The following is a 21496-nucleotide window of genomic DNA, read 5'->3' on the forward strand; positions in this document are numbered from 1 at the left end:
AGCGCAAAGCTAAATCCTTTTTCTTTACTCTTTTGGTAACTTACCTGCTTTCTCAAGCATTTTCTTGATAAGATAAGGCATCTTAACATTTTCTCGACCTTTTTTCTCAATCAATTTTTTCACAAATTCTGGCATTTGTAAATCTTGAGATTCAGCCAAAATGTTTTTCGTCTCGTCTGAAGGAACTAACTCATCAAAGGTTTCTTCTTCTGGGAGAAATTCCTTAAACTCCTGATGTTCATTAGCTCTGACTGTATTGACCAAGGCATCAATCAAGCGAGAATCCGTATTGGGCATTGGTGGACGATGGTAGTTCACACCCAATTCTTGACACAAGTCATAACATTCCACATCATTATCAAACAAGACTTCAATATGCTCGCTAATGAAGCTGATAGGAACAAAAATATAATGGTCTGGATGTTCTGTCTGTTCTCTGAGATACTCCAAAACATCTGGCTTAATCCAAGGAATACCGATATCACTTTCACTCTGCCAAGTGTTAGTATATTGCTCAGGACTCAAACCTAGTTTTTCAGCAACTAACTTGCTATTTTCGAAAATTTGGTCAATATATGGGTCACCAAAATCCAAAGCAAAAATAGGCACACTATGGGCTGAAAAGATGACTTTAAAGCTATCCTGCTTTACTTCTTCTTTTAAAATCTTAGCAATTTCATCTGCCCAATAGTTTAAGAGCGCTTCTTCCTGATACCAGTCCTTAATGACCAAAAATTGAATTTGCTTGCTTTCTAAAAATTTCTCATAACCCATGACAGAGTAAAAAGAATAATGAGGCTCCAAAATCAAGCAAATACACTGTTCAATGCCGTCTGCTTCCATCTGACCAATCACATCTGGAATAAAGGGACTGGAAAACTTATTGGCAAAATAGACACTATACTCATTCCCCAGTCTAGCTTCTACTAAGGCAACTTCTTCACGGGTAATTCTTTGCAGAGGCGTACCTCCAATAAGTACATAATTATCATAGAGTGTTTGAATCTCGTGATCTTGAGGTCTCACTCCACGACGAATATTTGTGAAAAAATCAGCTACACCTTCAAAGGTAATCTCTTCTGGCGAACCGAAAGTCATCATTAAAATTGCTTTTTTCATAATTGCTTCCTTGTGATATTTTTATCAAGTTTATTTTATCATTTATCCATTAATAAGTAAACGCCAACATAGCGAATTTCCCGAACTTCTGTGTTTTGTTTTTCTCTCTTTTCTATGATACAATGGAAAAAATGAATTCAAAAGGAGTTTTTTATGACTTATCCAAATCTCTTGGATCGCTTCTTAACCTACGTTAAGGTCAACACGCGCTCTGATGAACACTCTACTACTACTCCAAGTACGCAGAGTCAGGTAGATTTTGCTACAAATGTTCTTATTCCTGAAATGAAACGTGTTGGACTTCAAAACGTCTACTACCTTCCAAATGGTTTTGCAATTGGGACCTTGCCAGCTAACGATCCAGCTCTAACACGAAAAATTGGCTTCATCTCCCATATGGATACTGCTGATTTTAATGCCGAAGGAGTCAATCCACAGGTAATTGAAAACTACGATGGTAGTGTGATTGAACTTGGAAATTCTGGTTTCAAACTCGATCCAGCCGACTTCAAGAGTCTTGAAAAATATCCAGGACAAACGCTCATCACAACCGACGGAACAACCTTGCTAGGTGCTGATGACAAGTCAGGAATTGCTGAAATTATGACTGCTATTGAATATCTGACTGCCCACCCTGAAATCAAACACTGTGAGATTCGTGTTGGTTTTGGTCCAGATGAAGAAATCGGTGTTGGTGCTAATAAATTTGATGCAGAAGATTTTGATGTTGATTTTGCCTACACTGTTGATGGTGGTCCATTAGGTGAGCTTCAGTACGAGACCTTCTCAGCAGCTGGTGCTGAATTGCATTTCCAAGGCCGTAATGTCCACCCTGGTACTGCCAAAGGGCAAATGGTCAACGCCCTTCAGCTAGCAATTGATTTTCACAATCAACTTCCAGAAAAGGACAGACCTGAGTTAACGGATGGTTACCAAGGTTTCTATCATCTAATGGATGTAACAGGTAGCGTTGAGGAGGCAAGTGCTAGCTACATCATTCGCGATTTTGAAAAAGATGCCTTTGCAGCGCGTAAAGCAACTATGAAGTCTATCGCTGATAAGATGAATCAAGAACTTGGGAGCGACCGTGTCACTCTCAACTTGACAGACCAGTACTACAATATGAAAGAAGTCATTGAAAAAGATATGACTCCAATTACCATTGCTAAAGCCGTTATGGAAGATTTGGGGATCACTCCTATAATCGAACCAATCCGTGGTGGAACAGACGGCTCTAAAATTTCTTTTATGGGAATCCCAACTCCTAATATCTTTGCGGGAGGAGAAAATATGCACGGACGTTTTGAATACGTCAGCCTTCAGACCATGGAACGTGCAGTTGATACCATCATTGGTATCGTAGCTTATAAATACTAAAAATAGGCTGGACAAAAACTAAATTTTAAGAGAAAATGAAGTAAATCTTCACACAATAAAACGCATAGTATCAAGGTTTTCGGCTCCTGATACTGTGCGTTTTTTGATTATAAATACGAATTATTTAGTAGTACTTCTCTTTATTGATGAACTGCTTGAGCTGCTGTGATAAGGGTCAACTTGTAAACATCATCTGCATTACATCCACGAGAAAGGTCGTTAACTGGTTTGTTCAAACCTTGCAAAACAGGTCCTACAGCTGCAAAACCACCAAGACGTTCAGCCATCTTGTATCCGATATTTCCTGCCTCGATACCTGGGAAGATGAAGACATTTGCTTGACCAGCTACCGTACTTCCAGGAGCTTTCAAAGCTGCAGTTTCAGGAACAAAGGCTGCATCAAATTGCAACTCACCATCAATTTCAAGGTCAGGACGCAAGTCGTGAGCAATTTTAGTTGCTTCTACAACCTTATCGACGCTCTCACCAAATCCTGAACCTTTAGTAGAATAGCTTAGCATAGCAATTTTAGGTTCGATACCAAACATCTTAGCTGTGATTGCTGAGTTGATGGCAATTTCAGCCAAGGCTTCCGCATCTGGATTGATATTGATAGCACAGTCTCCAAATAGGTAACGTTCAGAGCCACGAACCATGAGGAAGGCTCCTGAAGTACGAGTCACGTTTGGACGAGTTTTGATGATTTGTAGGGCTGGGCGAACTGTTGAAGCTGTTGAGTGAATCGCACCTGATACCATTCCATCAACCAAGCCCAAGTAAACCAACATAACACCAAAATAGTTGACATCTTCAACCAAAACCTTGCGTGCATCTTCTTCAGACATTTTGCCCTTGCGACGCTCCACCAATGCAACAACCATTTCTTCAAATTGAGGATAATGTTGAGGGTCAATAACTTCATAACCATCCATGATCCCTTCAATTTCAAGATAAATTTTAATTTTTTCAGGATTTCCAAGCAAAACAGGAATCACTTCTGTTTCTTTTACCAAGCGTTTAGTCGCTTGAAGAATACGTGGCTCTTCCCCTTCAGGGAGAACGATACGAGCATTTTTACCAACTAGGTTGGCTTTGAGACTTTCAAAAACTTCCATGAGTTTTCTCCTTTAAGATAATAATTATACTCTGAATCAGTTTTTATAGAGTATTGGTTGATAACTGGGTAATAAGGTTGCTGAAATCATCCGGCAAGGGACTTTCTAACTGCAAGTCTTGCTTTAAAAATGGATGATAAAAAGATAGGAAATGGCAATGCAGGGCCTGACGTTGAATGCCGTCATCCAGACTACCTCCGTACAAATCATCGCCCAACAAAGGGAAACCAATATGAGAAAAATGGACTCGGATTTGGTGGGTTCGCCCAGTGTGCAGGCGAATATCGACCAAGTGAATATTTCCATAGGAAGCGACAATCTTGTAAGAAGTATGGGCATACTTTCCACCTTTAGCCACCCGTCTGGTGATAATAGAGTCTTCATCACGCGCAATCGGGGCAATAATTTCTCCTTCTGGTTCCAAGTGTCCATCACCTTTAACCAAAGCAAAGTAGCGTTTTTCAATGGACTTCTTCTGCAACTGCTTGTCTAATCGTGCATGAGCATAGCCGTGCTTGGCAAAGAGCATCAAGCCAGAAGTGTCTCTATCAAGTCTGGTCACAATGTGAACCTGCTGATTTTCATAATTTTGCTTGACATAGTAACCCTTGATAAAATTGGCAATGGTATTAGAGTGATTGACACTAGGAATAGAGGCAACTCCATAGGGTTTATTCAAGACTAGAAAGTGGTCATCCTCATAGAGAATATCTAATGGACGCTCAATGGCCTCCAAGGTTTCAAAGCCTTCCTCAGCGGGAATATCAATAGTAACGCGGTCCCCAATATCCAATAGATAGGTTGCATTTTGCGGTTGGTCATTGACCAGAATAGCTCCGCCTCGAAACTTAATCTTAGCCAGCAGCCCCTTAGAAACCTCGTGCTTTTTTAAGAAGGTCTTAACCTTGACATGTTCATCTGCGATAAATTCAAACCTCATTCGTCCACCTCGCCGATAAAGGCATCCTTAACGCGGTTCCAGAAACTGGTATGGCTAGGAGTCGCGACAAAGTGAATCTTATGATGATCAATTTGATACTCGATTCGCTCGATACTACGAAAAGAATAGACACTATTGTCAACCGAAATGGTGTGGTAATCATTTCTTGTTGGAATGAGTTCAATCTTATCCTTCTTAGGCACAATAATGGAAGAGCCCAGCGTTCGATAGACACGATTATTAAGGCTGGCAATCTCCGTTAATTGCAAAGCTTCAATGGTAGGGTGTAAAACAGCACCACCAAGAGACTTGTTATAGGCAGTACTACCAGTCGGTGTCGAAACTGTTAGCCCGTCTCCTCGAAAACGTTCAAAGGGGACACCATTGATTACAATATCCGCTACCATGGTTCGATCAGACCTGCGGATGCTGGCTTCATTGAGGGCACGAAAAATCTTGACCTCTCCATTTCCAAGAAAAACCTTCACATTTAGAACAGGGTAAGAAACCCTTGCTCCGGTATCCAGCTGCAAATTGGTCATTAACTTATCCAACTCAAAATCACGATAATCGGTATAAAAGCCCAGATGTCCTGTATGAAGACCGATAAAGCGTACCTTATCAAGTTGGTCTTCGTACTTATGAAAGGCCGACAAGAGCATGCCATCTCCACCAATGGAAATGACAATGTCCGGACTGCTATCATTGAGTATAAACTGATTTCTCTTCAAACGATCTCGCAATTCATACAAAACCCTTTGACTCTGCGGTTTTCTATTGGCTATCAGGTCAATTCGTTTACCTGTATTCTTCATCTGTATCGTCACTGTTTCCTACACCGTCATTTAATTTTCTACTCAAAGGATCAAAAAGTGCCTGGGCTTCTTGGATATCATCTCGAATTTTACCCATTTCTTCATCCAACTGATGGGCGATTCTAGCTGTAATTTCCAGTCGCTTCTTAATCTCCTCTGGGAAATCCCCTTGGTACTTGTAGTTGAGAGAATGTTCTATCGTTGCCCAGAAATTCATGGCCAAAGTACGAATTTGAATTTCTGCCAAAATAGTCTTAGCTCCATTGATGGTATCAACCATATATTCTACTACCACATGATAGGAACGGTAGCCTGAAGCCTTTCGATGAGTAATGTAATCTCGCTCCTGTATGATACGCATATCCTGACGCTTACGCAAAATAGCCACAACTTCTTGGACGTCATCTACAAACTGAACCATCACACGTAAACCAGCAATATCCTGCAAATCGTGTTCCAAGGTCGCATAAGTAATGCCACGACGAACCATTTTTTCTTTGATGCTCTCAATTGGCTTGACCCGACCTGTCACAAACTCAATCGGAGAATGCTTATTTTGCTTACGATATTGCTTCCGAATACCACGAAGTTTAATTTTTAACTCACCAACAGCTTGAATGTAAGGATCTAGAAATTCTTCCCATTCTAAGGTCATATATTCTCCCTTATTCTCATATTATCCTTCAAAAATATCTTTGATTTTTTCTCCAGATTCATATACAATAAATACAATGCTTATTATACCATAAATCCGCTTTCAACGATAAAGAAAAGGTAAGAAAAATGAAACATTTAGAAATTGAATTGAAAACACTCTTGAAAAAAGATGAGTATGATCGTCTAAAAGACCAGTTCACAGGTGTCACTCCTGTTCTTCAAAAAAATTACTACATCGACACACCTGATTTTGAGCTGCGAGAAAAGAAAGTTGCTATGCGCATTCGAACCTTTGAAGACTGGGCAGAATTGACACTCAAAGTCCCGCAAAGTGTTGGAAACATGGAATACAACCAAAAATTGCAACTAAAAGATGCTGAAAACTATCTGATCAAGGAAGAACTTCCTCAGGGGCTGGTTCTTGATGAATTAGCTAAACATGGTATTAAAACAAGTGAATGGCAGATCCTTGGTTGTCTAACAACGCTTCGCTATGAAATGCAAACAGCTATTGGTCTCATGGCACTGGATGAAAGTCAGTACTTTGATATGACAGATTACGAATTAGAGCTTGAAGTTGAAAATCACGAGCAAGGGAAACGAGATTTTCAACAATTTTTAGAGAAAAATCAGATTTCCTACCAAAAAGCCCCTTCAAAATTGGTTCGATTTGTCAAAAGTATGAAAAATAGCTGAAATAATCTCCATTTTTTGGTAAAATAGAAAAGATAAAAATACACGAATCCCAGTTCATATATGTAAGGCAAATATCACTAGGATTTATAAAGTTTACAGAGGACGGTCTATAATGTCAGATAGAAAAAACATGAAACTTTTCGCACTCAACTCTAACCAAGAGATTGCACAGAAAATTGCTCAAGCTGTTGGTGTCCCACTTGGAAAACTATCATCACGTCAATTTTCAGATGGAGAAATCCAAGTAAATATCGAAGAAAGTGTCCGTGGTTATGATGTTTACATCATCCAATCAACAAGTTTCCCTGTTAACAACCACCTAATGGAATTGTTGATCATGGTTGACGCTTGTGTGCGTGCAAGTGCCCACAGTATCAACGTTGTCCTTCCATATTTCGGCTATGCACGTCAAGACCGTATTGCTTCACCTCGTGAGCCACTTACAGCTAAACTAGTTGCTAATATGCTGGTTAAGGCTGGAGTTGACCGTGTCCTTACGCTTGATTTGCATGCTGTTCAGGTGCAAGGTTTCTTTGATATTCCTGTCGATAACCTCTACACAGTTCCCCTATTTGCAAAACATTACTGCGATAAGGGCCTACTTGGTTCAGATGTTGTTGTCGTTAGCCCTAAAAATTCAGGTGTCAAACGTGCTCGTAGCTTGGCTGAGTATCTTGATGCTCCTATCGCCATTATCGACTACCCTCAAGACGATGCAACTCGTAACGAAGGTTATATTATCGGTGATGTTGAAGGTAAAAAAGCTATCTTGATTGACGATATTTTAAATACAGGGCGTACCTTCTCTGAAGCTGCTAAAATCGTTGAACGTGAAGGAGCTACAGAAATTTATGCTGTTTCTAGCCACGGTCTCTTCGTTGAAGGTGCTGCTGAACTTCTTGACAATACTAAGATTAAAGAAATTCTTGTGACCGATTCAGTAGCAACAAAAGAAAAAACTCCTAAAAACGTATGCTACATCACTGCTAGTGAGTTAATTGGTGATGCCATCGTCCGTATTCACGAAAGAAAACCAGTCAGCCCACTCTTTGCCTACAACAAAAAGAAATAAGGTGATTTTTTGATTTATTTGGACAATGCTGCAACGACTCCTATGTCAGCAGTTGCTATTTCAGCTATGACCAAGGTTATGCAAGAAACCCACGGAAACCCTTCTAGTATTCATGGTCATGGTCGTCAAGCTGGCAAACTCTTGAGAGAAGCCCGTCAGGAACTAGCCCAGTTACTGGGGACAAAACCTCAACATATCTTTTTCACTTCTGGTGGGACAGAAGGCAACAATACTGCTATCATTGGTTACTGCCTTCGTCACCAAGAACAAGGAAAACATATTATCACAACTGCTATTGAGCACCATGCTGTCCTTGAAACCATTGATTACTTGGTTCAACACTTTGGTTTTGAAGTAACCATTATCCAACCAGAAAAGCAAGAAATCACAGCTCAACAAATTCAAAAGGCTTTGCGTGACGATACAATTTTGGTTTCTACCATGTTTGCCAATAATGAGACAGGAAACCTACTGCCCATTGCTGAAATTGGCCAAATACTCAAACAACACCCTGCTGTCTATCATGTTGATGCAGTTCAGGCAATCGGAAAAATCCCTATACAGCCAGAAGAATTGGGCATTGATTTTCTCACTGCTTCTGCCCACAAGTTCCATGGTCCTAAGGGAATCGGTTTTCTCTACGCTTCTAGCATGGACTTTGATTCCTATCTACATGGCGGAGACCAAGAACAGAAAAAACGTGCAGGGACTGAAAATTTATCTGCCATCGTAGGCATGGTTGCAGCCCTAAAAGAAGACCTAGAAAAACAAGAAGAACATTTTCAACATGTACAAAATCTAGGAACCGCCTTTCTGGCAGAGCTAGAGGGAGTTCAGTATTACTTAAATAGAGGAAAACATCATCTCCCTTATGTCCTCAATATTGGATTTCCTGGCCAAAAAAATGACCTCTTACTCCTTCGTCTAGATTTAGCTGGAATTTCTATCTCTACTGGTTCAGCCTGTACGGCAGGCATTGTCCAATCTAGTCATGTTCTTGAAGCTATGTACGGGGCAAATTCAGAACGCTTGAAGGAATCCGTTCGTATCAGTTTGTCGCCCCAAAATACTGTTGAAGACCTACATACCCTAGCAAAAAACTTAAAAGAAATTATCGGAGATTAGCCATATGGCATTTGAAAAAACCATTCAGTTAAAAAATTGTCGTTACGACTACACTCTTAGCCCTTCTGTTAAAAAATTCACCCTCAAAGATAACACCTTTTTTGAGACTAAGGTTGGTAACTATGAACTGACTCGCCTTTTGGAAAAAGTGCCAAACAGCGGTGAAGGCTTCCAACTCAAAATCATTATTAACAAGGAACTTACAGGGGCTAAAATCAATATCACTGACAAGTTTGGGCTACGTCTAGTTGATATTTTCAAATCAGAAGACCACCACATTCATCAGGAAAAATTCTACTTCCTCATGGATAGTTTAGTAGAACGTGGTGTCTTTACAAAATCTGAAAGATAGGTCCCATATGTTTGAACTGACCTATAAGGATAGCTATCATGTAGAGCGTACACTCAAGTATGAAGATTATGAGGCTCTCATGCTGGCTTTGTCAGGATGTGTGACCCTACCAGATACACTTTATGTGACTTCTCTGACTTTTAATGGCCAGAAAGTTTATCAGGGTCTGGTCGGAGACCTCTACCGTTTTCTATCACATGCAGATTTTTTACATCAAAACTAAGATTTTTCTTAGTTTTTTCTTATTTTTGTTGATTTTTTCACAATGTTTCTATAAAATAGAAGAATAGAAAGGTTGTGATTTTGTGAAAGATAAACAGTCTGCTATTCCAAAAGCTACAGCAAAAAGACTCTCTCTCTACTATCGAATTTTTAAGAGATTTCATGCAGAAAAGATTGAACGTGCCAACTCTAAGCAAATTGCAGAGGCTATCGGTATTGATTCAGCGACCGTACGTCGTGATTTTTCCTATTTTGGTGAACTAGGTCGTCGTGGTTTTGGCTATGATGTCAAAAAACTGATGACGTTTTTTGCCGATTTACTCAATGATAACTCTATCACCAATGTCATGCTGGTTGGTATTGGAAATATGGGCCATGCCCTTCTCCACTATCGCTTCCACGAACGTAACAAGATGAAGATTATCATGGCCTTTGACCTAGATGACCATCCTGAAGTCGGTAGCCAAACTCCTGATGGAATTCCCATTTACGGGATTTCTCAAATCAAGGATAAAATCAAGGATGCTGATGTCAAAACTGCTATCCTGACCGTTCCCAGTGTTAAGTCACAAGAGGTTGCTAATCTCTTGGTTGATGCTGGCGTAAAAGGAATTCTTAGTTTTTCACCAGTCCATCTGCATTTACCAAAAGATGTGGTCGTTCAGTATGTCGATTTGACAAGTGAACTCCAAACCCTCCTCTATTTCATGCGAAAAGAGGATTAGAAAGCGAAAATCATTTTATGAAAAAACCAGTTATAGGGATTACAGGAAACGAAAAAACTCATCCAGATGATGACATCATGATGAGCTACGCAGCAAAAGGCTTTGTTGAAGGCGTTAAAGACGCTGGAGGGATTCCCATCATCCTACCGATTGGTGATCAAGAAATGGCCTGCCACTATATCAGTATGATTGACAAGCTCATCTTGACAGGTGGGCAAAATGTTGATCCTAAGTTCTATGGTGAACCAAAAACCATTGATAGCGATGACTACCACCTTCAAAGAGATATCTTCGAACTGGCCCTCATCAAGGAAGCGATTAAACAGAAAAAGCCAATTTTTTCTGTTTGCCGTGGAACTCAACTCTTTAACGTTGCCATGGGTGGAACTTTGTACCAAGATATAGAAGACCATTGGCAGGATTGTTCGGCTGAGTACACAACCCAACGCTTGGTGACAGAACCAGATACTGTTCTCCGAGAAATCTATGGAGAAATCTCCCATATCAACTCCTTCCATCACCAGAGTATCAAGGATTTAGCACCAAATTTAAAGATTGCGGCTCATGATCCTAAAGATGGTATCATTGAAGCTGTCATGAGTACGGATGATGTTGCCTTTCTCGGTGTCCAATGGCATCCAGAGTTTCTTTTTGAAAATCGTCCCAAAGATAAAAACCTCTTTGACTATGTCGTTAATGAACTTTAGATTAAATCTGTTTTTTCACGGTAACTAAAGTAACTAGAATATGAGACAATCAAATGGTCCAAGAGGACAATCCCCATCAGGTCGCAGGCTTCTTTAACAAGTTTAGTGACATGATCATCATTTCGACTGGGGGCTACCGCTCCTGAAGGATGATTGTGAACCAATATGATAGAAGTCGCCATATGCTTGATAGCATAGTGAAGGATCTCTCGTGGCTCAGCAATACTGCGAGTGGCAGAACCGATAAAAATGGTCTGTTGATGGATGATTTGATTTTGAGTATTGAGATAGAGCGCCACCAGGTGCTCTTGTTTTTTGTCCCCTAATTCCTGTTGCATCTTCTTGGCCAACTTTTGACTGCTGAGAATACTTTCCATCTCAATAGTCTCGTGTTTGTGAATACGATGCCCCAGTTCAATCATAGCTTGCAATTCTATAGCCTTAACTCGCCCGATACCAGATAGACTCTGCAATTCCTGCAGGGTCATTTTTTTCAAATCCGTTAGGCTTGAAAGATTGCTCAAGACTTTCTGGGCAATTTCAAAAACGCTAGCTTGACGTGTTCCTGTCCTGAGTAAAATAGCTAGCAACTCTTGATTACTGAGCGCTTCTACTCCTTCCTTGGCCAATCTCTCTCTTGGCAATAATGAATCTTCTTGGAATGAAATACTATACATAAAAATCCTCCTCACTTTATTATTCGTGAGAAGGATGGAAAATTATATTTTTTTCTCAATTGGGGCTACACTAGCCAAAAGTTTTTTCAAACCAACATCTGGGAAATTGATTTTTAATTCCTGCGTAGCACCACTACCTGAAACTTCCAGAACAGTTCCCTCTCCCCATTTCTTGTGGAGGGCAATGTCACCAATAGACCAATTTGCCTCGCTAGACGCTGATTTTGCTCCAGCTGTAAATTGACCAAACGGAAGACCGCTTGACTGGATAGTTTTTGGGGCCGCACTACGTTTACGGTCTTGAAGAGCCTGGGCAAGACTCATACCTTGACCGAAGGCAACCCCACCACTGCTATAAGATGCCTTAAAGCTTGTATTGGCTGGACGGGCCAATCCTTGATACTCAAGTAAGTCTGAACTAATTTCATTAATAAAACGAGTCGGACGGTTGTAGTTGGTACGACCGAAAAGCAGGCGCGAGTTGGCATTGGTCAGATAGAGAATTTTCTCTGCACGCGTAATTCCTACATAGGCCAGACGGCGTTCTTCTTCCAATTCATCTTGATCTTCAGCCGCACGGCTAAGCGGAAAGACATTTTCTTCCATCCCAATCAAAAAAACAACTGGAAACTCGAGACCTTTGGCAGCATGTAAGGTCATCAAGGTCACTTCTGATGTCTCCTGACTACCTGAATCTGTGTCTGCAATCAAGGCCAAGTCATTTAAGAAACGACTTAGTTTATCCAGACCAGTTTCCTCTTCTGGCACATCAGAGGTGTCATCAAAGTTTTTCGTTACAGAAAGGAACTCTTCGATATTTTCAACCCGAGCCTTGCTTTCTAGAGTTGCTTGGACATTAAGAATATCGATGTAACCTGTTTTTTCTAGAACCTCCTCAACCAACTCTGTAATACTTAACTGGTCCAGTTGCTCCCGCAAATCCAGAATCATATTGGCAAAATCCCAGATAGACTGGGCTGCTTTACCCTTGATACCAGATAACATGATGTTTGCAGAAGCATCTAGCATGGACATGTCTTGCACATTCGCAAAGTCACGGATTTTCTCAACTGTACCTGGACCAATTCCACGTTTAGGTTCGTTGATAATACGTTCAAAACTGATATTGTCACTCAAATTGGCAATGAGGTTAAGGTAAGCGATAATATCGCGGATTTCCTTACGGCTGTAGAACTTTGTCCCACCAACCATGGTATAAGGAATGTTTGACTTGAGCAGGGCTTCCTCAATAGTACGAGACTGCGCATTAGTACGATAAAGAACTGCAAAATCCTTGTGAAGGAAGTTTTGACTCCGACCAAGTTCATCGATGGTTTTGGCTACAAATACAGCCTCATCTAGTTCATCATTGGCACGATAGTAAACGATTTGCTCCCCATCAGCGTTTTGAGTCCAGAGATTCTTAGGACGGCGATTTTTATTGTTTTTAATGACCTCGTTGGCCGCTTGCAGAATAGTTTTAGTTGAACGGTAATTCTCCTCCAACAAAACAACCTTAGCTTGGGGATAGTCTTTCTCGAAGTCCAAGATATTCTGCATATCAGCACCACGCCAACCGTAGATAGACTGGTCCGCATCCCCAACCACACAGATGTTTTTAAAGCGCGAAGCCAAGAGTTTGACCAATTGGTACTGGGCATGGTTGGTATCTTGGTACTCATCAACGTGGATGTACTGAAATTTCTGTTGATAGTAAGTCAAAACATCAGGATTTTGATCAAAGAGACGCAAGGTCAGCATAATCAAATCATCAAAGTCAACCGACTCCGACTGACGTAATTCTTTCTGATAGGCTGTATAACACTGAGCCACGATTTGCGTATACATATCGCCAGCTTGAGCAGCATAAGCCACATCATCAATCAAGTCATTCTTAGCATTGGAAATAGTCCCCAAGATGCTCCGCTCATTCCATTTTTTAGGATCCAAGTTCAACTGCTTGAGAATACGTTTCATGAGAGTTCGTTGTTCACCAGGATCCACAATAGTAAAATTACGGTTGTAGCCAATATGGTCCGCATCGCGACGCAGAATACGCACACACATGGAGTGGAAGGTCGCAATCAGACAGTCCTGAGTAGCTGGATTGAGGCTATAAGCACGCTCTTTCATCTCACGCGCAGCCTTATTAGTAAAGGTAATTGCCAAGATATTCCAAGGATTGACCATCTTTTCATCGATTAAATAAGCGATACGGTGGGTTAAAACACGGGTCTTCCCAGAACCAGCCCCCGCCATGATTAACAAGGGACCTTCTGTCGTTTGCACCGCCTCAGCCTGACGGTCATTCATTCCATTTAATAATGCGTTCATCTTCTCTTCCTTACTCTTGAAGTCAATATTTCTATTATATCAGAATTCAGGGAAAATAGAAATTTTACAGAGACTAGACAAATAGCAAAATCCCATCCGAATATAGATGGGACTTCTCACAATACTTAACGTGATTATCTAGTTGAATTATTTAAATTATAAAGAACCTCTAGTAAAGGTGTAGTATTCCAAGTATAAAAATAGTTATTTTTTTCTTCAATCCATCTACTAAAGTAATTTGGAAATTCACTTTTGAACTTACTTTCTAATTCATCAATCGTTTTAATACCTAATTGTTCACAATAATTGACAATTTTAGAAATTCTATCATCTTTAAATTTTCCACCAGGATACCTAATTTCTATATTATGTTGATCATAATTTTCTTCAATAAAGTTGATATAAGATTCACTTTCTAATAAGGCTGAAATACTTATAGAATCAATTTTTATACTTTTAGAATTCTCTTTGAATCCTTCTTCAACTCTATTAGTATATTCCTTTTCATATCGTTTAATTTCCATGAATTCATCGTCAGCTAACTCAATTAAACCAGCTAATCTTGAAAATCTTCTTCTAATTTTTTCAGGAACATCTTGATCAGATTTATATCCAAAGTCATGTTCTATCTCCGCCCAAGCATGCTGCAAAATAGTCCTTATCTGAACTTCAAATTTTAATTCTTTATAATTAATATTTTCAGTTAATCCTGCTCTACTTCCTCCTAATTTTAAAATATAGTGTAAAGATACATAGCCAAATTTAGTAGGATCTTGAGTTTTTCGTTTATCAATAGAATTGTCCTGATCTAAATCAAATTCCTCTTCAAGTAAAGAAGCAATTTTATCTACATCGTCCGAAAAATATGTGATAATTCTAATTCCACAAATATCAGTTATTTCTGACAAACTGGAATATTTATAGTCTTTAGTTTCAATTTTTTTGCTTAAACTTTCTCTATCTTTAATCCTTCCTTTAATTTCATGAATTTGTATTTTTTCATTTTCCATAAGACTTTTAATTGTGGCTTCAATATATTCTAAAAGTCTCTCGTAATTATTTTTAGTTGAATCAAATTGTGACAATATTTCTTTCAAATTTTTTCCATAATTCTATATCTCTCAATATACTAGAACAAACCTAGAACTGTTCCATCACTTTCAACATCCATGTTGAGAGCAGCTGGTCGTTTTGGAAGTCCTGGCATGGTCATGACATCACCAGTTAAGGCAACGATGAAGCCTGCACCTAATTTTGGTACCAATTCACGAATGGTAATTTCAAAGTTTTCAGGTGCTCCAAGTGCATTCGGATTGTCTGAGAAACTATATTGAGTTTTAGCCATACAGATTGGCAATTTGTCCCAACCATTTTGAACAATTTGAGCGATTTGCGTTTGAGCTTTCTTCTCAAAATTTACTTTGCTACCACGGTAGATTTCAGTAACAATCTTTTCAATCTTTTCTTGAACAGAAAGGTCATTGTCATACAAACGTTTATAGTTAGATGGGTTTTCAGCGATAGTCTTTATAACTGTTTCGGCAAGTGCTACTCCACCTTCTGCACCATCAGCCCAGACACTTGCTAGTTCAACTGGTACATCGATTGAGGCACAAAGTTCTTTCAAGGCTGCGATTTCTGCTTCAGTATCAGATACAAATTCGTTAATAGCCACAACTGCTGGAATACCGAACTTACGGATATTTTCAACGTGGCGTTTCAAGTTAGCAAAACCAGCACGAACTGCTTCTACGTTTTCCTCTGTAAGAGCATCCTTAGCCACACCGCCATTCATCTTAAGGGCACGAAGGGTTGCGACAATGACAACTGCATCTGGAGATGTTGGCAAGTTTGGTGTCTTAATATCAAGGAATTTCTCAGCACCAAGGTCTGCACCAAAACCAGCTTCAGTAACTGTGTAATCAGCCAAGTGAAGGGCTGTTGTCGTTGCCAAGACAGAGTTACATCCGTGAGCGATATTGGCAAATGGACCACCATGTACAAAGGCAGGTGTTCCGTAAATTGTCTGAACCAAGTTTGGCTTAATAGCATCCTTCAAAATCAATGCTAAGGCACCCTCGACCTGCAAATCACCTACAGAAACAGGGGTACGATCATAGCGATAACCGATAACAATATTAGCCAAACGGCGTTTCAAGTCCTCGATGTCTGTTGCCAAGCAAAGAATCGCCATGATTTCGGAAGCGACGGTAATGTCAAAGCCATCCTCACGAGGAATACCGTTTAGAGGACCACCAAGTCCAACGGTCACATGACGAAGTGCACGATCATTCAAGTCCACAACACGTTTCCAAAGGATACGACGTTGGTCAATTCCCAACTCATTCCCTTGGTGCAAGTGGTTGTCAATCAAGGCAGAAAGAGCATTATTAGCAGTCGTAATGGCATGCATGTCTCCAGTGAAGTGAAGGTTGATGTCTTCCATTGGCAGAACTTGGGCATAACCACCACCTGCCGCACCACCCTTGATACCCATTACTGGACCAAGAGATGGTTCGCGAATAGCAATCATGGTTTTCTTGCCCATCTTATTCAAGGCATCCGCAAGACCAATGGTAATGGTTGATTTTCCTTCACCTGCAGGTGTTGGGTTGATGGCAGTAACCAGAATCAATTTTCCAACTGGATTGCTCTCAACTGCACGAATTTTATCAAAGCTGAGCTTAGCCTTGTACTTTCCGTACAACTCCAAATCGTCGTAAGAAATACCAAGTTTCTCTACAACATCAACAATTGGCTTCAACTCAATACTCTGTGCGATTTCAATATCTGTTTTCATTCAAAACTCCTCTAACCTCTTTTATGATAATTCATTATAACACAAAACAAGATTTTTAACATCCCAAAACTCTCTAAACGTTCGTAAATATCCCTGTTTTTAAGGTTTTTAGAGTTCTTTCTTAAATTTTATATGGCTTTATAGTTTGAAACTATATTCTTTCCTTTTACCAAAATTTTATCACTTTCATTTTACTTACCGTTTATTTTTGTGTACAATAGTGCTATGAAAATTTTAGTTACATCGGGCGGTACCAGTGAAGCTATCGATAGCGTCCGCTCTATCACTAACCATTCTACAGGTCACTTGGGAAAAATCATCACAGAAACCTTGCTTGCTGCAGGGCATGAAGTTTGTTTAATTACTACAAAACGAGCTGTGAAGCCAGAAGCCCATCCCAACCTAAGCATTCAAGAAATTAACAATACAAACGACCTTCTTCTTGAAATGCAAGAACGTGTTAAGGATTATCAGGTCTTAATCCACTCAATGGCTGTTTCTGACTACACTCCTGTCTATATGACAGGGCTTGAGGAAGTCCAAGCTAGCTCCAATATAGAAGAGTTTTTAAGCAAGCAAAATCATCAGACTAAGATTTCTTCAACTGATGAGGTTCAGGTTTTGTTCCTGAAAAAAACACCCAAAATCATCTCTCTAGTCAAGGAATGGAATCCTGCTATTCATCTGATTGGTTTCAAACTGCTTGTTGATGTCTCTGAGGATTATCTCATCGAGATTGCCCGAAAAAGTCTTATCAAGAATCAAGCAGATTTAATCATCGCCAATGACCTGACTCAAATCTCAGCAGGTCAGCACCGAGCTATCTTTGTTGAGAAAGATCAGCTTCAAACAGTCCAGACTAAAGAAGAAATTGCAGAACTCCTCCTTGAAAAAATTCAAGCCTATCATTCATAGAAAGGAAAACTATGGCACATATTCTCTTGGCTGTAACGGGGTCAATCGCCTCTTACAAGTCGGCAGATTTAGTTAGTTCGCTTAAAAAACAAGGCCATCAAGTCACTGTCTTAATGACCCAGGCTGCTACAGAGTTTATCCAACCTTTGACTCTACAGGTCTTATCACAGAATCCTGTCCACCTGGATGTCATGAAGGAACCCTATCCTGATCAAGTCAATCATATCGAACTTGGAAAAAAGGCAGATTTATTTATCGTGGCCCCTGCAACTGCTAACACTATTTCAAAACTAGCCCTTGGCTTTGCGGACAACATGGTAACCAGTACAGCTCTAGCCCTGCCCAGTCATATTCCTAAACTAATAGCTCCTGCTATGAATACAAAAATGTATGACCATCCAGCAACTCAGGCTAATCTAAAAACATTAGAAACCTACGGCTATCAGCTGATTGCTCCTAAGGAATCCCTACTAGCTTGTGGAGACCACGGACGAGGAGCTTTAGCCGACCTCACAATTATTTTAGAAAGAATAAAGGAAACTCTCGATGAAAAAACGCTCTAATATTGCACCCATTGCTATCTTTTTTGCAACCATGCTCGTGATACACTTTCTGAGCTCACTTATCTTTAACCTTTTCCCATTTCCAATCAAACCAACCATCGTTCATATTCCTGTCATTATTGCCAGCATTATCTACGGTCCACGAGTTGGGGTTACACTTGGATTTTTAATGGGACTACTTAGCTTGACAGTTAACACGATTACAATTCTGCCGACAAGCTACCTCTTCTCACCTTTTGTACCAAACGGAAATATCTACTCAGCTATCATTGCCATCGTTCCACGTATTTTGATTGGTTTAACTCCGTATCTAGTCTATAAACTGATGAAAAACAAGACAGGTCTGATTCTAGCTGGTGCCCTGGGTTCACTTACCAATACAGTCTTTGTACTTGGTGGAATTTTCTACCTTTTTGGAAATGTCTTTGATGGTAATATCCAAAAACTCCTAGCAACTGTTATCTCAACAAATTCGATTGCCGAATTAGTCATTTCCGCAGTTCTAACCCTAGCTATTGTCCCAAGACTACAAACATTGAAGAAATAAAAACATCTCCACTTTCAAGCTTGAAGGTGGAGATTTTGCTCTATACAGTTTCTTTTTAGTGAAATCTTTACCAAAATTTAATTTAAAATGGCCTATAGACTTAAGTAAATCCTTGATTTATTGTCTTGTTTGTTGTACTATACTAGTGTATATACAGTCAAAAAAGGAGATTCTTATGAATACACGAAAAAAGACACAATTTATGACAATGACTGCCCTCTTAACGGCTATTGCAATTTTGATTCCAATTGTTATGCCTTTTAAAATTGTCATTCCTCCTGCTTCTTACACTCTAGGGAGCCACATCGCTATTTTTATCGCCATGTTCTTGTCGCCCTTGATGGCAGTTTTTGTCATCCTAGCCTCTAGTTTTGGATTTTTGATGGCAGGCTATCCCATGGTTATCGTTTTTCGAGCTTTTTCCCATATCTTTTTTGGGACTTTGGGGGCTCTTTACCTACAAAAATTCCCCGATACCCTAGATAAACCAAAAGCTTCCTGGATTTTCAACTTTGTGTTAGCGCTTGTCCATGCCCTTGCTGAAGTATTAGCTTGTGTCATTTTTTATGCAACTTCCGGTACCAATGTAGAAAATATGTTTTATGTTCTCTTTGTGCTAGTTGGATTTGGCACAATTATCCATAGTATGGTAGACTATACATTAGCACTAGCTGTCTATAAAGTGCTTCGAAAACGCCGTTAAAAGGAAAAGCTATGACAAAAGATCGCAAACAAGCTCTGCTCCAACTCTTGAAAGAAGCTCCTAAAGCCCTTAATGGCCAAAGTTTGGCGGAACATTTTCATGTCACACGTCAGGTCATTGTACAGGACATTGCAATTTTAAGAGCCGATGGCGCTCCTATCCTATCCACCAATCGTGGCTACATCTATAAACAAATTGAAACCAATCCTTATGTTCACAAACTTTTCAAAGTGAAACATGAAGTTGAAGAAATCGGTCAAGAACTCCTTGCTATCGTTGATAATGGTGGACGTGTTCAAAATACCTTGATTGACCATCCCGTTTATGGAGAAATCGAAACCTTGCTTAAACTGTCTTGTCGCAGAGATGTGCAACATTTTCTAGAACAAGTCGAGCATTCTGACTTTAGACCTCTGTCTGAATTGACAGATGGCATCCATTACCACCTAGTCGAAGCCGAAACACAACAAGACCTCCACTATATCGAGGAGGCCTTGGATCAGCTCGGTTATTTAGTAAAAGACTAGAAGATTTTCTTCTCCCAGCCATCATCTGTACGGCGAGGGTAGAAAAATTCAGATTTGTCAGGAGCTTCCATCATCTCCATCAAGGGTAACATATCATAGGCCAGATCCAAGTTTGGAATCTGGTCTTTTTGCACCCAAGAAACTTCTCCTTCATCTGAAGAGCGAAGGGTACCAGAGAACTCAGTCGCCTTATAACAAACGACAATATAGCGCCCACCTGTATCTAGTGGCCAATTTTTAATGCCGACAAGTTGAGGATTTTGGATAGTCAACCCTGTTTCTTCATAGATTTCACGAATGACAGACTCTGCTAAAGATTCGCCATTTTCTACATGGCCTCCTGGAAAGGCATAACCTGACCAGCGATTGGTTTCAGGAGAGCGATACTGCATAACCACGCGCTGGGTTTCTAGATCTTCAATCAGACAAATATTTGTTAAAATCGTTAATTGGGAACGGGACATATTTTCTCCTTCTATGATTTGGTTAATACTTTTGTCATATTTAAAATTATATTTATTAGACTTTGCCTAATATACTCAAAAATAGCTCCTACAAAAAATAATAAAAGTGTTACTATCAAAATAATAATAGCAAACATAAATAATTCTTTCCCATCAATTAAGAAATTTATGCTAGGTAGAATTCTCCTGAAAATAAGAGGATGAACATGAAATAGATAAACCCCCAATGTAAGCGGAGATAAAACTAGAACTATTTTTTCAAGTGAAGGTGGAATGTTTTTTATATTTAAGCATAATAAAAATATCAATATTCCTTGAAGAGTCACTGTCGGTGAACTATAACTCCTCCACTGTTCATAATTAAAGAAGTACAATACAAAGGTTAGACTTGTTAATAATAATATCCCAAAAATAACTTTCCATGATTGAAAATAACTTTCATACTTAAATTTTCTGATTATAGCACCCACTATATAGAGTAATATCATCCATAGAACACTATAACCTCTCCATATTCCTAATGAATCTTGTTTGAAAATTGTAGGAATAATAGAGAAATATATAAATCCTCCTATTATTATCTGAATCAATAATTCTTTCTTCATTGTTAAAATTGCCTGATTTAATATTGGTGCTATTAATATCAAGCCAAAATAACAACTCATATACCAATACTGACCATTACTGATTGGGGTTAAGGCATAAAACCATTCAGTTGGAGTTACAGATAATTTTGAAAACACTGCAAAAGTCAATGTAATTGATATAGTATAAAAAATAATTTGTAACCAAAACTTAGACATTTTTTTATAACTAAACTGTGAATATAGACCCACGTAACCACTAATTAAAATAAAAATATTGACAGCTGGATAAGAAAAAGCTTCTAAGATATTAGCAAGAAAATAATATATATCTTTTTGATTCCCGACTTTATCTAAGACTCCTCCAATACCTAAAACATGCAAATTACAAATCATCAACATAGCTATAATTCTACAGCATTCAATCCCTATATATCTTGTTTTATTTGTTACCATATCT

24 protein-coding genes are annotated in these 21496 nt (G+C 39.3%); 13 read left to right on the plus strand and 11 right to left on the minus strand.

What is annotated here, in order from left to right:
- Nucleotides 1-24: 24 nt before the first annotated feature.
- Nucleotides 25-1119, minus strand: coding sequence for a ferrochelatase (hemH, locus tag SMSK564_RS06580; RefSeq protein WP_000709235.1), 1095 nt, complete (start codon nt 1117-1119; stop codon nt 25-27).
- Nucleotides 1120-1272: 153 nt separating this feature from the next.
- Between hemH and pepT the strand changes: the two genes are divergently transcribed.
- Complete coding sequence (gene pepT / locus SMSK564_RS06585; RefSeq protein WP_000222019.1) at nt 1273-2496, plus strand: peptidase T; 1224 nt, start codon at nt 1273-1275, stop codon at nt 2494-2496.
- A 140-nt stretch (nt 2497-2636) separates the two neighbouring features.
- On the opposite strand, the gene pta is transcribed toward pepT, so the two are convergent.
- The 4 genes from pta to yjbM are packed head-to-tail and all read right to left on the minus strand — an operon-like array spanning nt 2637 to nt 6021.
- Nucleotides 2637-3611: a phosphate acetyltransferase gene (gene pta, locus SMSK564_RS06590; RefSeq protein ID WP_000451587.1), complete on the minus strand. Its 975-nt coding sequence runs from the start codon at nt 3609-3611 to the stop codon at nt 2637-2639.
- Between the two features lie 43 nt (nt 3612-3654).
- Nucleotides 3655-4551: an RluA family pseudouridine synthase gene (locus tag SMSK564_RS06595; RefSeq protein ID WP_001209990.1), complete on the minus strand. Its 897-nt coding sequence runs from the start codon at nt 4549-4551 to the stop codon at nt 3655-3657.
- A complete protein-coding gene (locus SMSK564_RS06600; protein ID WP_000799049.1) occupies nt 4548-5366 on the minus strand; it encodes an NAD kinase in 819 nt (272 codons plus the stop codon). Before SMSK564_RS06600 ends, SMSK564_RS06595 begins: the two co-directional genes overlap by 4 nt.
- Nucleotides 5350-6021 carry a GTP diphosphokinase gene (gene yjbM, locus SMSK564_RS06605; protein WP_000171691.1) on the minus strand — a complete coding sequence of 224 codons (672 nt, stop codon included), beginning with the start codon at nt 6019-6021 and terminating at the stop codon, nt 5350-5352. The genes SMSK564_RS06600 and yjbM overlap by 17 nt, the downstream gene beginning before the upstream one ends.
- A 128-nt stretch (nt 6022-6149) precedes the next feature.
- Here yjbM and SMSK564_RS06610 point away from each other — a divergent pair, with 128 nt between their 5' ends.
- The 7 genes from SMSK564_RS06610 to SMSK564_RS06640 all read left to right on the plus strand — a co-directional run bounded on the left by SMSK564_RS06610 (nt 6150) and on the right by SMSK564_RS06640 (nt 10922).
- On the plus strand, nt 6150-6719 hold the full coding sequence (locus SMSK564_RS06610; RefSeq protein WP_000681272.1) for a CYTH domain-containing protein: 570 nt from the start codon (nt 6150-6152) through the stop codon (nt 6717-6719).
- A 112-nt stretch (nt 6720-6831) separates the two neighbouring features.
- On the plus strand, nt 6832-7791 hold the full coding sequence (locus SMSK564_RS06615) for a ribose-phosphate diphosphokinase (protein ID WP_001283822.1): 960 nt from the start codon (nt 6832-6834) through the stop codon (nt 7789-7791).
- Nucleotides 7792-7800: 9 nt separating this feature from the next.
- Nucleotides 7801-8916, plus strand: a complete 1116-nt coding sequence (locus SMSK564_RS06620; RefSeq protein ID WP_000639651.1) for a cysteine desulfurase family protein — start codon at nt 7801-7803, stop codon at nt 8914-8916.
- Between the two features lie 4 nt (nt 8917-8920).
- Nucleotides 8921-9268 (plus strand): DUF1831 domain-containing protein, encoded by a 348-nt coding sequence (locus tag SMSK564_RS06625; RefSeq protein ID WP_000863540.1) that lies wholly within the window; start codon nt 8921-8923, stop codon nt 9266-9268.
- A gap of 7 nt (nt 9269-9275) precedes the next feature.
- Nucleotides 9276-9491: a DUF4649 family protein gene (locus SMSK564_RS06630; RefSeq protein WP_000462492.1), complete on the plus strand. Its 216-nt coding sequence runs from the start codon at nt 9276-9278 to the stop codon at nt 9489-9491.
- Between the two features lie 82 nt (nt 9492-9573).
- Nucleotides 9574-10215, plus strand: a complete 642-nt coding sequence (locus SMSK564_RS06635) for a redox-sensing transcriptional repressor Rex (RefSeq protein ID WP_000653414.1) — start codon at nt 9574-9576, stop codon at nt 10213-10215.
- Between the two features lie 17 nt (nt 10216-10232).
- On the plus strand, nt 10233-10922 hold the full coding sequence (locus SMSK564_RS06640; protein ID WP_000743337.1) for a gamma-glutamyl-gamma-aminobutyrate hydrolase family protein: 690 nt from the start codon (nt 10233-10235) through the stop codon (nt 10920-10922).
- On the opposite strand, the gene radC is transcribed toward SMSK564_RS06640, so the two are convergent.
- The 4 genes from radC to SMSK564_RS06660 all read right to left on the minus strand — a co-directional run bounded on the left by radC (nt 10919) and on the right by SMSK564_RS06660 (nt 16733).
- Nucleotides 10919-11599 carry a RadC family protein gene (gene radC / locus SMSK564_RS06645; protein WP_000286925.1) on the minus strand — a complete coding sequence of 227 codons (681 nt, stop codon included), beginning with the start codon at nt 11597-11599 and terminating at the stop codon, nt 10919-10921. The two genes, SMSK564_RS06640 and radC, sit on opposite strands and share 4 nt — an antisense overlap.
- A gap of 42 nt (nt 11600-11641) precedes the next feature.
- Entirely contained in the window at nt 11642-13933 is a 2292-nt protein-coding gene (gene pcrA, locus SMSK564_RS06650; protein ID WP_000992906.1) for a DNA helicase PcrA, read from the minus strand.
- A 134-nt stretch (nt 13934-14067) separates the two neighbouring features.
- Nucleotides 14068-15018 carry a GTP pyrophosphokinase gene (locus SMSK564_RS06655; protein ID WP_255260764.1) on the minus strand — a complete coding sequence of 317 codons (951 nt, stop codon included), beginning with the start codon at nt 15016-15018 and terminating at the stop codon, nt 14068-14070.
- Nucleotides 15019-15062: 44 nt separating this feature from the next.
- Nucleotides 15063-16733 carry a formate--tetrahydrofolate ligase gene (locus SMSK564_RS06660; protein ID WP_000845270.1) on the minus strand — a complete coding sequence of 557 codons (1671 nt, stop codon included), beginning with the start codon at nt 16731-16733 and terminating at the stop codon, nt 15063-15065.
- Nucleotides 16734-16958: 225 nt separating this feature from the next.
- Here SMSK564_RS06660 and coaB point away from each other — a divergent pair, with 225 nt between their 5' ends.
- From coaB to SMSK564_RS06685, 5 genes are all read left to right on the plus strand, one after another.
- Nucleotides 16959-17648, plus strand: coding sequence for a phosphopantothenate--cysteine ligase (gene coaB, locus SMSK564_RS06665; protein ID WP_000699484.1), 690 nt, complete (start codon nt 16959-16961; stop codon nt 17646-17648).
- A gap of 11 nt (nt 17649-17659) precedes the next feature.
- The gene (coaC, locus tag SMSK564_RS06670; protein WP_000940141.1) at nt 17660-18211 is read left to right on the plus strand and encodes a phosphopantothenoylcysteine decarboxylase; all 552 of its coding nucleotides are present in this window, start codon (nt 17660-17662) and stop codon (nt 18209-18211) included.
- Entirely contained in the window at nt 18195-18758 is a 564-nt protein-coding gene (locus SMSK564_RS06675; RefSeq protein WP_000747412.1) for an ECF transporter S component, read from the plus strand. The genes coaC and SMSK564_RS06675 overlap by 17 nt, the downstream gene beginning before the upstream one ends.
- A gap of 175 nt (nt 18759-18933) precedes the next feature.
- Nucleotides 18934-19461 carry an ECF transporter S component gene (locus SMSK564_RS06680; RefSeq protein ID WP_001097392.1) on the plus strand — a complete coding sequence of 176 codons (528 nt, stop codon included), beginning with the start codon at nt 18934-18936 and terminating at the stop codon, nt 19459-19461.
- 11 nt (nt 19462-19472) lie between these two features.
- Nucleotides 19473-19988 (plus strand): transcription repressor NadR, encoded by a 516-nt coding sequence (locus SMSK564_RS06685; RefSeq protein WP_000159183.1) that lies wholly within the window; start codon nt 19473-19475, stop codon nt 19986-19988.
- Here the strand turns inward: SMSK564_RS06685 and SMSK564_RS06690 are convergent.
- Nucleotides 19985-20452 (minus strand): 8-oxo-dGTP diphosphatase, encoded by a 468-nt coding sequence (locus tag SMSK564_RS06690; protein WP_000091554.1) that lies wholly within the window; start codon nt 20450-20452, stop codon nt 19985-19987. The genes SMSK564_RS06685 and SMSK564_RS06690 overlap by 4 nt on opposite strands.
- Before the next feature lie 11 nt (nt 20453-20463).
- Nucleotides 20464-21492 (minus strand): acyltransferase, encoded by a 1029-nt coding sequence (locus SMSK564_RS06695; RefSeq protein ID WP_000258405.1) that lies wholly within the window; start codon nt 21490-21492, stop codon nt 20464-20466.
- Between the last annotated feature and the right edge of the window lie 4 nt (nt 21493-21496).

It is taken from the genome of Streptococcus mitis SK564, from assembly GCF_000148525.1.
Classification (GTDB): domain Bacteria; phylum Bacillota; class Bacilli; order Lactobacillales; family Streptococcaceae; genus Streptococcus; species Streptococcus mitis_H.